Raw genomic sequence first — 14,325 nt, 5'->3', positions numbered from 1 at the left:
GAACAGTCCGATTTCAGGTCCGGATCATGGGGGCCTTTTTCCACAGGACATACAACCGGCATTTTTTGAAATTGCGAACTCGGCAACCGTCATTTCCAAAAGATCGATAAAAAGCAGCCTGCCAACCAGCGCTTTTCCGACATTAAGAATTAGTTTTATGGCTTCAGCAGCTTGAACGATGCCTATGATACCTGGCGTGACGCCAATAACAGGGGCAGCTTGAGCTTCGCGGGAATGAGCAGCGGCGGAAGGGTACAAACAGCGGTAACAGGGGCCACGGCCGGGTATTATGGTCATCGACTGTCCCTCAAGGCCGTTAACTGCTCCATAAATCCAAGGCTTGTTTTCTTCAATACAAGCCGTATTAATGATATAACGGGTTGGCGCATTATCAGAGCAGTCGATAATAACGTCATACCCTTCAACAACCCGGCTCAACCGACCCGCATCTTTCAATCTTTCCGGATAGGTTTCAATGTTAATTTCCGGATTCGCGGCCGTTAATGTTATTTGGGCTGAATTAACCTTTAATGTCCCAATCCGATTTGGGTTATGAAGAATCTGGCGGTTCAAATTGCTCAGTTCCACCATATCGTTATCGCAAATACCAACGGTCCCAACGCCGGCAGCTGCAAGGTAAGTACTGCAGGATGATCCCAGACCGCCGGCGCCAATCAATAAAACCTTTGCATCCTGAAGTTTCTCTTGGCCTGATTCACCGATTTCCGGAAAAATCATTTGACGTGCGTATTTTTCGAACTTCTGAGCATTCACTGCACAATTCCTCTGAAAACGGCATTCTCATTTTCAAACATCTGTTTAAAGGTATTCTCTGCATCATTGCGGACTTTTTGGGCCATTTCTTCGTCCATCTTCCTGCTTGAGATCCATGTTTCGAGAAGGTACCCACCGGGACGCCACCGGTCAACGGTTTCTTTCTCATAAACCCATGCCTTGTCTTTGATTCCAAGGTTTGAAAGTATCGTCCAGACACTAGTACGCTGTCGTACATCGCAATAAACACACATGACACATTGGCCGAATTCAAACTCGGGAATTTCCTTCCGGTCGTATTTGACTGCCGGGATCCTTTTTTTTTCAACATAAAAATCAAGCCGCTTTGCCAGTGCGGCGAGTTCTTCCGGATTCCCAAAGATGATCCATTTTCCCCAATACTTAAGGTATTCTCTATTGGTCAATGGCTTATTATTGTACTGAATATAATTATAATGGCGATTTACATGGTCAGTGGGAAGAACGAAAATGAAGTGTGACTTTGGGCGGTCAATAATCATGGATTCCTCCTTCATTATAGTATTGAAGATAATGTTTTTGGCAAGGCCTTAAGGGAGGAAGCCGTATTGGTATACTGCTTTCGACCGATAACGCAGCCCAAAAACATTATCTTCAATGCTAGATAATGCTAACCGGCTGCAGCCGCCGGAATAATATTGACTTGGTCACCATCATTAAGAGCTGTATTTAAATCTTTAAGATAGCGCACATTATCACCGTTTACGTAAATATTAATACTATCCGTTATGTTGAGGTCGTCATCGCACAGCTCGCTTTTTATACCGGGAAGCATGGTTTCAAGGGTATCAATTAAAATCAGTAAATTTTGATCTGCCTTTATTTCGACCATCATTCGTTCTTGCTGGAATAAACGAACCAAGCCGCCAGCTAATTTAATGCTGATTTTCATTTCCGGTTGTCCTCCTTTATGACTTCAGAATGGGAACCGTAAACCTCCTGCCATGCTTTCCACGCCGGGCACCATTTACCGTGCCAGATCATCATGCGGCCAACAAAGCTTTTCGGGTGATTCCTGGCAAAATTACATAACGGACAAAAATTGCAAATTGTAGCAAAAATATTTCTTATTTTCATCAATCAGCATCCTATAGTGTTTAAGATAATGTTTTTGGCAAGGCCTTAAGGGAGGAAGCCGTATTGGTATACTGCTTTCGACCGATAACGCAGCCCAAAAACATTATCTTGAATGCTATAACATATTAAAATCGTTGGTTTCGATATATTTGATGACAAATTGGAATTAGAATATCATTCCCCTTTCGACAAGGACTTTGATAACATAGTTCACTTTTCCCTTGGCGGCGTATTCATCTCTGAGCCGATCGTATAAACCACCGGAATCGGTTATCTCGACGGCTTTTCCCCATACCCGCCATCCGGTTCGCGTGGCCGGATCGAATCCGATCATTGAAAGATATGGATTTTCCTTCAAATTATTAGTTGTGATGGGAGATCTTAAATCCGCAAACAACAAATGATGCTCATCAAGCACGCGTAATGAGCCTTTGGGTGATACGTTCGGTCGTCCTGTTTTGTCAGCAGTTGCCACCATAGCCGGCTTTATTTGTGATATGCAATCTTTTAATTGATGGCTGATAAGAAACATATTTTATCCTTTGAACTTATGTAATTTGTAAAAAAACAATTTTTAGGGGATATTAGTTTTAATTGTAATTGCGGGATATAAGATTTTATACGATAAATATACGCACTTTTTCTTTCAGCTCACCTGCAATACTCGTCAATTCTCTGGCTTTCGTATTTAACCGAGAGTTGCTGCCAGAGATTTCATCAGCCATCTGGTTGACTTTCGATATGTCTCCGGTTATTTTATTGGAAACAGTTGAACTTTGGACTACATTTTTGGTAATTTCTTGTATCTCAATGGAGGCTTGGGCAACATTTTCCGCAATATCTTTGCCTGCAATAGATTGTTCTTCAATCGCTGTTGTAATTGTTACAACGATTTGGTTAATTTCACTGATCACTTTGGATATCTGTCCAATTTCGTTTACAGTATCGTCGGTTTTGCTTTGAATCCCTTCAATCTGCATTTTTATCTTTTGTGTGGCGTCAGCTGTCTGTTTTGCAAGGTCTTTAATCTCGTTCGCTACCACCGCAAAGCCTTTACCGGATTCTCCAGCGCGTGCTGCCTCAATCGTTGCATTTAATGCCAATAGATTTGTCTGCTCGGAAATTTCAGTTATGGTTTCAGTTACTTTACTGATTTCGTTTGCTGCGTTGCCTAGTTCATCGACTTTATCAGAAGCGTTCTTGGCCTGTTCAACCGCCTTGGAGGTGATAGATCTGGCTTTTTCTGTATTTTGAGCGATATCTTCGATTGTGGTGGACATCTCTTCCATAGCAGCCGCTATCATTCCCACATTGTTTGATGCGTGCTCCGTTGTTGTAGATACTGAGTTCATGTTTGCGCTCATCTCTTCAGCAGCCAATGCAATAGTGCCTGCCATGCTGGAGCTATTTTTTGAATTCTCTAACATTTCGCCAGAAAGAACTGCAAGAGACTCAGACGAATCGTTCAACACTTCGGATTTTGATAAAACAATGTCTATTATTTCTCTGGTTTTTTCCACCATGGTATCGAACGATTCCGATAAATTCCCAAGTTCATCTTTTGTTCGTAAATTTATTCTTTTTCTTAAATCTCCTTTAGCGATTTCCAGTGAAATATCCGTTATCTTTATAATCGGTCTAATGACCATCTTCGCAAACAGAATCAAAAATATAAGCGTTGAAACAAAAGAAACGACCACTATGAAAATCATCAGATTTTTTATAATGGAAGCGCTTTTATTGACCAAAATGGAAAAATTGGCACCATAGTCTTTTATTAAATCAGTTTCCGTTTTTAAAACCTTCATGAGCTGTGTTTCTGACATTTTAGCATCTTTATATTTATTCAATGCGTCTAAAATATGATTGCAGGAAGTTATGTCATCATTGCATAAGTTGATAATTTCACCTAATCCAAGCAATCTAAAAAGCATCTTCTCTATGGGGTTGATCGCTTCAAAAGCATGCGTGGGTTGATCCTTTAGCTCATTAACTAATTGAATTAATCCCATTTCTTTATGCGTACCAGCTTCTTTGGTAACCCATTTTGTCATATCTGCATCCAGCATGCTCGAATCATCTTTTAATTTCTTAAAAAATTCAAAACTCTTCCATTCAAAATAGACTACGCCTTCAGCATGATTACGTTCAAGCCTCTGAAAATAAGTTGTCTTAGCAATCTCCATCATTCCAATAAGCGAAACAAAAAACATAAAGAAAACCATCCCTCCAAAAATAGCGAACTTTGTTTTGATTTTCATATCTTTCATATTTATGGACATTTATAGTTCTCCTATTATCGAAAGTGTAACTATAATGAAAGTTTTACGATGTTTTTACCGGTAATGAATAATTACTCAGATTTAGGCTGGCGGAAAGAAATAATTCCCCCAGATCGCGCCGGATTTGTAGTCGTCTACAAGGCGCCGCCACCGGTGCATATCGAGAATATGTGCCTGTGGCGGAAACGCGGTAGACGGGCACAAAGACAAGCAGGATGGTGGAATTATTTCTTTCCGCCAGCCTTACCTGTGGTGGTCAGATAGTTTTCAGCATGTTCTATATCCTTGTATCCAGCTTTTTTAACCAGACGGTCCATTGCTTTTACAGCAATGTTTTTTTTATTATCAAAAGCTTTTTTTACATGCGAATAATAACGTTCAATGGTTTTGTTGCTATATGTTTCCAGTTCGCATTTGAGGTATACGGAAAAATTGCTTCCATTTTTAACAGGGTCCATTCCCCGGCAGGAAAGAGCATAAATTGATGGATATTTCTGTTTGAGTTCCTTTTGCCAGCCAGTTTCAATGTTCACTATTTCATTGATTAACGGGTTGGCATTTAGCAAAGGAATCAGGTTGTCCATACGGGCATACTTTTCGGTGAGCAGGTTTTTTCCCGAATTTTGAGCGTTGATCAGATCGTCAAGATAAGATTCAAGAATTTTGTTCGGCCAGGTCTCAAAAATAGAACCGCGTATCTTTCTGAAACTATCCGGCGCATTTTGGCAGGAAGCGGGAGAAGCACTTTTGACAGCCTGAAACATCTCCCATTCGATATCCAATATTTGATTCACGAGGTTATAATCAACTACCATTTTATTAGTTCCATTTACTGTAATTCAGTAATTTTCTTAAAAGATGGGGCAAGTCATCGGTTTTATCCAGAAACTGCAAAAGATTGCCATATTCTTTTTTTAGTGCATCCTTGGCTCCGGGGCTGCATCCGACACCTAAAGTCAACAGATTGATTTTCCTTTTAGCGCAAAATTTGATGGCATCAACAACCCCACATCCCCAGTTCGAAGCACCATCGGTGATATGGATTAAAAGGGGTTTCTTTTGAGTGGATTTAAGCTTGAGTGCCGTGGCGATGATGGCTTCTCCGGATGCCGTCTGGCCATGGGGCAGCACCGTGTAAAAGATTCCGTTCATATAAAGTTCCGTCAGGTGGCATATGTTTTTTACTTCGTTGTAAGCAAAGAGCCTGGCATTGGGGTTGTAGTTGACAAGCGCCGTAAATAAGGTCTGAATCAAAATTTCAGATTGATTCCACTTGTTAGGCTCCGCCATGGATCCTGTAGCGTCTAAAAGCAGCACAATGTTGTTAACCATCCTGAACAGATCTTTTTTATGATTAAATACCGTCCCCGTGGTAGAAGCACGGTATAATCGTCTACGGTCGATTTTTCCGGATTTTAAGCCTCTACTGTAAACTGTTTTTCTGTGTGCGACGCTCTTCAGGATAAATTGCAGGTTGTGCAGCAATTTTTTATCCACCTTATTTTTTACCCGCATTATAACATCGTTTCCTTTGATACGCACAACATCATCGACATTCTTTACATTGGATCTTACTTTTTCAGTATAGTCAGCAGCCTTTTTCCGTATCGTTTTTTCAATCGTGTCAGCATAGCTGATAAGGGTGGCCTTGACAGCCTTTTTTTTCTTGTCATCCTTCTCAATATCATCTTGGTATTTATCCGCGAGAAGAAACGGATCGGACCTGTCCGTAGGCCAGAATCTGATTTGCTCTAGAATCCCAGGCCATATGGACAGGTAGAGCTCTTTTCTAAAGGAGCCTCGTTCACTGACACCTGCAATTCTCGGGCACTCATATCTCAGCCTGTCCACTATGGAGTTCAACATCCTGAGGGGTTTCTTATAAAATTTTTCCAGGTTTGTTCTTTCAAGGAGACCACCCACCGAGCGATCGACATACTCTTCCTTGTATTTTAAACCTTTTCTGTCCGCCGCCATATCCCACCATAGGTGATAAAGTTCGATATCCGTTGGCGGATTAATGAATGTTTTACGTTTTTCTTTTATCTCCCACAGCCTCGCCTTTTCCGTATAGTTTCCAAGAACGCTGACATTAGCAAGCAAATCAGTATAAACCTTCTCGCACATGTCAAAAAAAAGATTGAATTTGTAAGCATAATTGTCCGGCAGATCGAGTTGTGATAAAGATAATTGTTTATACCTTTCGCTCCATTCCGTTTTTTCATAGGAAAGCTGAATCGTTCTGCCCACCATGATATCTGTTTTAAAAGCAGGGACAGGGTACTTGCCCATAATGGGTGTTGGGTCAAGGGCAATACCATCCTTAAGTTCCATCCCCGACCAGACAACTGTTCCCACATTCCTGCCGATATGAGATGAAATCTTCCTCAGGGACACAAGCACCTTGGAAAGCTCTAGAACTTCAATCGGAGATTTATCCCTCCGCCAGAACGCCGAATATCCATCTCCGCCAGGAATATAAAACCTTTCGATTATATTATCGTTGGCATGTATCCGAGGGTTCATTCAATCACCTCCTTTTGCATTCATGGCCGTTGTCGTGTTCTGTTTCAGTCCAGGACGCGAGCTGTTTTCCTGATGATGACGCTATTTTTTAAGCAACATTTCCTTGGTAAGCAGCAAATACTCTGATTTGCCCATTTCCTTATAGCCCTTCTCTATATGAAGGGAGAGTAGAATGGATTCCAACGTTTCATTGTCGGTTTGAAGGCTGGTGACGATGGCTTCTCTCAAGGAAGCACCGACGGCCATCATTTCACCGATCATCAATGCCGTCCGCGTTGATACCTCCATGGATAACTCGGAATTGCCCCGGAGGGTGTTGATCGATTCGATTATCTGATCGGCGTCTTCATCGGATATACCGGTTTTCTTAATCAGCACCTCCCTTTCGACTTCATTGGGGAGATAATCCATCAGCAAAATATAAAACCGATCCCGAAGCGCCGGGTCAAGCAATTCTGTCCCGATAAAGTCTTCCCCTTCATTGAGGGTAGCGAAAAACACCACACCGTCTGCAACATTTAAAGTTCCCAGTTCATCCATCCATACCTGGCGGTCGTCAGATAAAAGAGAAAAAAGCATGTTCAAGGCTTTGGGATTTTCAGGCCGATTGATTTCCTCTAGATGGATCACACAACCAGGTGTCTGCAAGGCTTGAGGGAATAAAAATTGCTTGTACTTTGTCTCGCCACCTTCCAGGGCATATTCCCCAAAAAGTTGGCCGGGCTCCGATAGAATGCCCACCTGGAATGTGGCCAGGGGCTTATCATAGACCGCTGCATACTGTTTGACCAGTGAGGACTTCCCGCAACCCTGTCTTCCGGCAACAAGGACATTAACAGGATGTCTTTGGGAGATACTATAAATTTTGTCGAGAACGCTTATCGTCTCTTTGGAGGAATAATAGTATGGGTCTTCCCGGGGAATTATTAAATCGCTGGTAGTAGGTTTTTCTTTCAATTTAAGAGCTCCTTTCATTGATTGAAATTGCCTTTCAAAGATGGGAACGACGCCTTTTTTGAAGCCACTGATAATAGGCATAGGTTCGTCGCATGCCATCCTCGAACGGAATATGTTTATACGCCAAAGTCTGGTTTAACTCCAATCCTGAATAGATCAGATGTTCATCAAGAGGAAAAGGCAGTGGAATTTTCCGATTATTTATTTCATCCACACTCATCGTCATGGGAGTTAACCGTTTTTCAGTGACAGATTCGAGCACCTGGATAAATCTTTCATAAGAGACCAGATCTTCTGCCGCAATATTAAATTCCCGGTTAAATACCTTCTCGTTTCCGATGCATTTGACAACCAACCTAGCCACGTCCGTAACCCAGGCAAAGCTGAAAAGGGCTATCGGCTTATCGGGAATAACGATCGGTTGATTATCCCTGATCAGATCGAAAAAATATGATTCCCTTGGCGCATAGTTGTATTTACCATAGATGATGGCGGGGCGGAGAACGGTATGGACAGCTTTTCTGGTTGCACACATTTCCCTGAGTTTGCATTCAGCCCGCCATTTATTGAAGCCATAATCCGCATATTCACCAAGTTGCGGTTGTGGTTTTGTCAGTTTCGGTGCGTCTTCCTTAACCGGTAAATTCACACTCTCTTCATAGACAGTCGCTGTACTTATAAAAATATACTGTCTAAAGGTGCCAGGAAGCGAAATGATCATCTTTTCAATATCTTCCGGGGTATAGGCGCAAAAGTCGATTAGCGCATGCCATTCAATGTCCGGAATTACTTCTTTTATTCGATTGATATCATTCCGGTCCCCGAGAAGTTCCTTAACGCCCTTTTTTTTCAGGGGCAAATTTCCCCTGTTATAAACAAAGACATTGTATTCATTTTCTTTTATAAGCTCTTCCACAACAACCCTGCCGGTAAAGTAGCTCCCCCCTATGATCAATAAATTTTTCTTATCCATCATGATTCACCAAACAAGAAGAATTATCCTGCCCACACATTACGCTTTCTTAGATCTGAGTCTTTAATTTTTTGGTGGATTACCGGACCATGATCAAGTAAAAAATTACTGTCTAGATTGCTCAACCCTTCTTTATGGAACATATTTATCACGTTTGAGGATATTTCATTCATCATGGCATTTTTTGCCTTGGGGTCCGAATTTGATACAATATCAGCAACCTTGGAATAGATAAATTCCCCTAAGATCGGTAAGGCACGGACAGCCCGGTGTTTCCATTTAAAGTACGGTGTGTACTGGTGGTTTAAAAGAAAAACCAACGAAATTATATCTGAACAAAATTTTGTTTCGACATACTGAGCCGCGAACATTTCACGGCGTTGGACAGTCCGCATAAAATTATACTGGCCGGATTGGCCGCATGACATACATTTTGCGGATATTTTAACAAGCCTTACATCTTCGGGGTAGAAGTTGAGCAATTCATCTCTGATTCTTGAAAATTTCCCCAGCGGATCGGAAAAAACCTTTCCGGAGATGCATGCGCTGAGGTACTCTTCAGGAATTGAAAGCCACTGCCGTAACTTTTGGGGTGCCTGGGGACTTCCCAAGTATCGCCGATAATAATCCCCGATTTCAATCACGCCGACTCTTCCAGCCCCCCACTGGCTGGTTAACCGCTGAAATCCTCTGAATATTTTAGGGAGGTTATCGTATTCAAGTTGAAGCGCTCGGCCAATTTCTTCAAAATCGTGGCGGGTGAGAAAAAGGCAAAACCCGGGCCCCCAATCATGATCCTTTGATATTTCATCATCAAAACCGTAGCATTCCGAACCGTCTCCCAAAAGACCGGCCGCAATACGGTGTTTGTATTGAGGAAATTTTTTTTCGATCATATCGGCGCCAAATTCTACAAAATATTTTTCACATAGTTCCAATCCTTTCATCAGATTCAACCCCTATATGATCCTATTGTCAAATTTCATGCCCCCGAATAAGGGATCCTCCCCATTTACGCTTCCTCTTTCAGCGTTTCAATCAACACCGGTACGATTTTTTTATAATCGCTAACAACGCCGAATCTCGCACGTTTGAAAATATTGGCATCTTCATCTTTATTGATTGCGACAACGCATTTGGCATTTGCGATTCCGGCCAGATGTTGGCTGGCTCCGGATATCCCTACTGCAAAATAAACACTAGGGGCCACAATTTTACCCGTTTGGCCAACCTGCTGGGTCGGCGGCACCCACCCTTCGTCAACGGCACCCCTTGACGCACCAACGGCGCCATTGAAAAAATCGGCCATATTCTGAAGCATGGAGAAATTTTCCGCGCTACCAACCCCCCTGCCGCCGGATACAATAACTTCCGCATCCTCAAGAGGTATCCCCTCCGCCTTTTCCTCCGTCTCGGCGATGAGTTCGACTTTTTTTCCACCAGGGCCCAGTAGTGTCGGTTCAGTAAAACCCTGCAAATCAGCGGATTCAAAATATTTCCGCCGGATGGTCAATACAGCAGGCATTTTTTTGAGTTTATAGGTTGCAACCGCTTTTCCGCCATACAAAGGTCTTTCAACAACAAGCTCCGGTTTGATTCCGATGACTTCTGAAACCACAGGTGCCGAAAGTTTAATGGAAAGCGGAGCTGCAATTCCGGAACCAAGGGTCGATGCGCTTAATAAGACAATTTCATAGCCCTCCTTCAGGATCAATGAAGCTAGGTCCGAAACCAAATTTGAAGCGACGGTATCTTCCACCTGGTATGCCTTAGCAAATGATCCCGGAATTTGACCAGCCCCCACGGCAACAATGTCCGGCTTTTCACAAAATTCCCTACTCACCGTGACCAATTCGCCAAGCCTCTTTGGCTCGATAATCTCAATAATCAGTGTTTTCATATATATCGTTCCTCCCTCAATTTTCTCAGCAGAATTTTAGCGGCCTCGGCGATGTCATCTTCCGCCGGTATGAATTCACATACAGACTCTATTTGGGGAATATCCACCGAAACTTCATCGATGGGCATCGTGTTCCCTTCTATTTCTGCAAGTTCATTAACCGGCTTTTTTTTCGCTGCAAAAATTGATTTTACAGTTGGAATTCGAGGAACATTTTCCGGAACACTGGTAATCGACAATACAGCGTTTCCACCAAATTTAAGTTCACGGGATCCGCTCTCTGTGTTTTGAATAACTTTCCATTGGCCGTCCTCACGGTCTATTTTGGCAATCTGAGGAATAAAAGCAAATTCGAGCATCTCGGCCAGCATGCCATGGACAACGCCTCTGTCCATATCCGCTGATTGCTGGCCAGCCAATATCAAATCCACATCTTCCAGTTTGTCGATGGCCATCTTAAGATTAGCGGCGATCACGTTAGGATCATCAGAATCCCCCACTACCAGACTTAGTTTTTCGCCGCCCATGGCCACCGCTTTTCTAAGCACCGGAATATCATCTTTACCCCCGTACGATAAAATCGTAAGTGACGCGGAGTATTTTTCTTTTAACTGCACGCCCGATTCGATAGCGTTTTCATCATAAAGGCCCATCATCCGCTTATATCGCTCATGGGCACGATTATTGGCTAACTCAAAATCGGCAGCCGGAACTTCGTAATCCGGCACAACTTTTGCTAATACAACGATATGCATTGCCCCCCCCTTTTTGGTAAAACCGTTGGAGCGTTCGAGCCCCTCCATCCTGGCCAAACATATGGACGCACAGAAGCGACCAGCGAATAAATCCCGCTATTTACCTTTGTATGCAGGCGCCCGTTTTTCCGAAAAAGCCTGAAACCCCTCCTTGCGGTCCTCGGTATCGCGCAACACACCCCACAATAAATGAGAAAATGCAATTCCGTGGTCCAGGGACATATCCAACCCCATAACAGCGGCTTGTTTTGCGGCCTTGACGCTCAACGGTGCATTGGCGGCGATCCTTTCTGCATACTTTTTTGCGAGATCCGGCAGTACGTCCGGTTCGACCACTTCTGTCGAGAAAACAAAAAATTGAGGAGAGGCACATGGGTTACGGGTTTCCCGCGTTAGTTCTCTTTTTCGACAATAAACGGGTCGTATGGTTTTTTCTGTTTGAGTAATGCCCTAGCCAGAGCCCATCTGTGAATTTCCGAAGGACCTTCCAGAATTCGCCAGATTCTGACCATACGAGCAACATACTCGATCCCCAATTCATGTGACAGTCCAAGACCGCCATGGAGCTGAATCGCTCTATCGGCCACTCGGGTCAACATCTCGGTTGCCGCCACCTTTATGGCTGATCCCTCAATTCGCAAATCTTTGTACCCCTGGTCAGATTTCCAAGCTGCATAATAAAGTTGTAAACGAACCCCCTCCAGTTCTATTGTAGAATCTGCAATCCAGTTCTGAACCGTCTGCCTCGTAGCCAATGGCTGGCCGAATGTTACACGGGTATTCGCCTGATCGATCATCATTTGAATCAATTTTTCCGCCATTCCGGTACAATGAGACGCCAGCTCGATCCTGCGCACACCGAACCGGTTCTGCAGCGGTATAAAAGCCTTACCGACCTCTCCAAGCACGGCATCGTCTCCGACCTCAACATCTTCCAGAATGAGATCCCACGTCGGCATGGCGCCCATAACAGGAATTTCGCGACCGATTCTCAAACCCGGTGTATCCCTGTCGATAAGAAATGCCGTAAATTTGTCTTTGCTCGGGGCATCTTTGTCCGTGACGGCAATCAGTATGAAAAAAACCAATACTGTTCGGCACATTCATTGATAAGAGTATTGAGCAATAACTTTGGCGATATTCACATCAAATATTTCTAACAAATTATTTTTTACTGCTAATAACCAGTGAAGACCAATTTTATAAAACTGTTTTAATTTTTCTCCAAGAAGAGTTACTAACCCGCAAACATATGGTCTTTTTGCATTTGAATTGGAGCATGAAGATGAAGTTAGCAAGGTTTCGTTCTTATTATTTTCTTCAGATTCATGCTCATCTTTTTCATTTTCTCTGCTTATTATTTCCGTATCTTGTTTGAATGATAATAACAATAGATAAGCAATCATATACAAGTAGAATTGTATCTGTACGCCATGAGGAGATTGGCTCATTAAGTGAATTCCCTTGAAGGTTCTTTTTATGAAGCGAAAAAAAAGTTCCACTTGCCACCTGTAAGCGTAAAGCATTATAATTTCGTAAGTTGTCAAATCATTTCTGTTTGTGATCAAAATGTAGTTTTCGCCCATAGCCGTAAAGCTAACAATACGATAACTTGCTTTGTTTTCATCGCTATTGAATATTATATTTGAATCTGTGATGTCACTGAAAAATTTCAAGAATGTATCCGGTACGGTGGCAGTGAGACACTCTTTTACAGTGTACGTCATATTCGACTTTCCGCGAATAATAAAAAATGCATTGCTGTCGGATATCTGCTTGAACAGATTGAAAGCGATATAGCCTCGATCACAGACATATGTAATGCCTTCGCGAAGAATTTGCTTAACAAATTCTTTTTCGGAAAAGTTACCTTCCGTACTGATAAATTCGGTTGGAATCATTCGGTTGAGTTCAAAAGATAAATGCATTTTGATCGCATTAGCGGTTTTCTTGTAACAAGCCCATGCCATATTGGAAATGGCCGGAAAAAGCGAACCATCTACAATTAGCATTTTTCCAAGATGACTGATTTCCGGAATTTTATGCAAATCCAATTCTTTTACCAACTGATGGAATATATCTTTAAATATTTCTGGGGGATAACGATTAAACGCTTCATTATACATAGACTTCGATGCGACGACCAATCCTAATGCCTTAGCAGTTGGTGATGTTTTGATCTCAGTGACGATTTGTCCAACGCTTTTAATTCTGGTTATTATTCCAAAAAGCAAATTTGTGGTGAACGATGATAATGAAAGCTTGTAAGTGTCCAAATCATTATGGAGACTATTTTGATTAACCTCAATCAATGGTAGCACCGGTGATAGAATTGTTTGAAAAACATTTTTGTCGATGTGTTCGCTCATGGAGACCTCCTGATTAATTAATTGTACCCACCATGATTAAAACACAAAGCGATCTTTTTGTCCAGTGCTATTTTTTATTTTAATAACAGGATGTTATGGCAATATATATGCCGAACAGTATTGGAAAAAAACCGAAGGATAGTCACATTTGCTGATCCATGTTTTTGTACCGTTAATCAACCACTTGTCACCTTTGCGCACCGCAATCGTTTTCAAACCGCTGACGTCAGAACCGGCACCGGGTTCGGACGCTGCCATGGCTGAGTCGATTTCAGCATTGCAGTATGGCTTAAAGTATTTATCCCTCTGACTTTCGGAACAACACTCATGCAAATAGTATAGATTGGGTGCATCGGGCGGCAGGGTGAAACCATGATGCGAAAACCCGACGACTGACTTTGACATTTCCTCCATAACCAGGGTTTTGGCCAGCATTCCAAGACCCTGTCCCCCAAATTTTTCTTCAACCTCCAACCCCCATAAACCGATCTCTTTGGTTTTTTGCATTAGCCGGTCATGGTCTTCTTCGGGAATCAGCGGCCCCGGTTCGGTCCACAGGGCCAGATCCCGTTCCAGCAACATTTTATCCAAAGGCAACATCTCTCTTTTTACAAATTCTGCCGTCGCCTCTTTAAGCATCATATACTCTTCAGATATCGAAAAATCCATTTAT

General features: G+C 42.6%; 16 protein-coding genes. All 16 read right to left on the bottom strand.

What is annotated here, in order from left to right:
* Positions 1 to 24 precede the first annotated feature (24 nt).
* Positions 25 to 774: a HesA/MoeB/ThiF family protein gene (locus GN112_RS00255; RefSeq protein ID WP_155308375.1), complete on the bottom strand. Its 750-nt coding sequence runs from the start codon at positions 772 to 774 to the stop codon at positions 25 to 27.
* On the bottom strand, positions 771 to 1,295 hold the full coding sequence (locus GN112_RS00250; protein WP_155308374.1) for a hypothetical protein: 525 nt from the start codon (positions 1,293 to 1,295) through the stop codon (positions 771 to 773). The genes GN112_RS00255 and GN112_RS00250 overlap by 4 nt, the downstream gene beginning before the upstream one ends.
* A 128-nt stretch (positions 1,296 to 1,423) precedes the next feature.
* Complete coding sequence (locus tag GN112_RS00245; RefSeq protein ID WP_155308373.1) at positions 1,424 to 1,705, bottom strand: MoaD/ThiS family protein; 282 nt, start codon at positions 1,703 to 1,705, stop codon at positions 1,424 to 1,426.
* A 351-nt stretch (positions 1,706 to 2,056) separates the two neighbouring features.
* Positions 2,057 to 2,422 carry a pyridoxamine 5'-phosphate oxidase family protein gene (locus GN112_RS00240; RefSeq protein ID WP_155308372.1) on the bottom strand — a complete coding sequence of 122 codons (366 nt, stop codon included), beginning with the start codon at positions 2,420 to 2,422 and terminating at the stop codon, positions 2,057 to 2,059.
* A gap of 85 nt (positions 2,423 to 2,507) precedes the next feature.
* Positions 2,508 to 4,172: a methyl-accepting chemotaxis protein gene (locus GN112_RS00235; protein WP_155308371.1), complete on the bottom strand. Its 1,665-nt coding sequence runs from the start codon at positions 4,170 to 4,172 to the stop codon at positions 2,508 to 2,510.
* A gap of 224 nt (positions 4,173 to 4,396) precedes the next feature.
* The gene (locus GN112_RS00230) at positions 4,397 to 4,987 is read right to left on the bottom strand and encodes a DUF4125 family protein (protein WP_155308370.1); all 591 of its coding nucleotides are present in this window, start codon (positions 4,985 to 4,987) and stop codon (positions 4,397 to 4,399) included.
* Positions 4,988 to 4,991: 4 nt separating this feature from the next.
* Positions 4,992 to 6,698, bottom strand: coding sequence for a vWA domain-containing protein (locus GN112_RS00225; protein WP_155308369.1), 1,707 nt, complete (start codon positions 6,696 to 6,698; stop codon positions 4,992 to 4,994).
* An 81-nt stretch (positions 6,699 to 6,779) separates the two neighbouring features.
* Entirely contained in the window at positions 6,780 to 7,655 is an 876-nt protein-coding gene (locus tag GN112_RS00220; RefSeq protein ID WP_231716898.1) for an AAA family ATPase, read from the bottom strand.
* A gap of 34 nt (positions 7,656 to 7,689) precedes the next feature.
* Complete coding sequence (locus GN112_RS00215) at positions 7,690 to 8,631, bottom strand: NAD-dependent epimerase/dehydratase family protein (protein ID WP_155308368.1); 942 nt, start codon at positions 8,629 to 8,631, stop codon at positions 7,690 to 7,692.
* Positions 8,632 to 8,651: 20 nt separating this feature from the next.
* A complete protein-coding gene (locus tag GN112_RS00210; RefSeq protein ID WP_155308367.1) occupies positions 8,652 to 9,575 on the bottom strand; it encodes a DUF4037 domain-containing protein in 924 nt (307 codons plus the stop codon).
* A gap of 65 nt (positions 9,576 to 9,640) precedes the next feature.
* The gene (locus tag GN112_RS00205; protein ID WP_155308366.1) at positions 9,641 to 10,528 is read right to left on the bottom strand and encodes an electron transfer flavoprotein subunit alpha/FixB family protein; all 888 of its coding nucleotides are present in this window, start codon (positions 10,526 to 10,528) and stop codon (positions 9,641 to 9,643) included.
* A complete protein-coding gene (locus GN112_RS00200; protein WP_155308365.1) occupies positions 10,525 to 11,283 on the bottom strand; it encodes an adenine nucleotide alpha hydrolase family protein in 759 nt (252 codons plus the stop codon). Before GN112_RS00200 ends, GN112_RS00205 begins: the two co-directional genes overlap by 4 nt.
* 96 nt (positions 11,284 to 11,379) lie before the next feature.
* Complete coding sequence (locus GN112_RS00195; RefSeq protein WP_231716897.1) at positions 11,380 to 11,619, bottom strand: enoyl-CoA hydratase-related protein; 240 nt, start codon at positions 11,617 to 11,619, stop codon at positions 11,380 to 11,382.
* A gap of 56 nt (positions 11,620 to 11,675) precedes the next feature.
* The gene (locus GN112_RS00190; RefSeq protein ID WP_231716896.1) at positions 11,676 to 12,371 is read right to left on the bottom strand and encodes an acyl-CoA dehydrogenase family protein; all 696 of its coding nucleotides are present in this window, start codon (positions 12,369 to 12,371) and stop codon (positions 11,676 to 11,678) included.
* Between the two features lie 15 nt (positions 12,372 to 12,386).
* Positions 12,387 to 13,652 carry an IS4 family transposase gene (locus GN112_RS00185; protein ID WP_155308364.1) on the bottom strand — a complete coding sequence of 422 codons (1,266 nt, stop codon included), beginning with the start codon at positions 13,650 to 13,652 and terminating at the stop codon, positions 12,387 to 12,389.
* 93 nt (positions 13,653 to 13,745) lie between these two features.
* Complete coding sequence (locus tag GN112_RS00180) at positions 13,746 to 14,321, bottom strand: acyl-CoA dehydrogenase family protein (protein ID WP_197743226.1); 576 nt, start codon at positions 14,319 to 14,321, stop codon at positions 13,746 to 13,748.
* Positions 14,322 to 14,325 lie beyond the last annotated feature (4 nt).

Origin of the sequence: Desulfosarcina ovata subsp. ovata, from assembly GCF_009689005.1 — a bacterium.
Taxonomy (GTDB): domain Bacteria; phylum Desulfobacterota; class Desulfobacteria; order Desulfobacterales; family Desulfosarcinaceae; genus Desulfosarcina; species Desulfosarcina ovata.
This window is presented reverse-complemented; position numbering and strand designations above follow the sequence as displayed.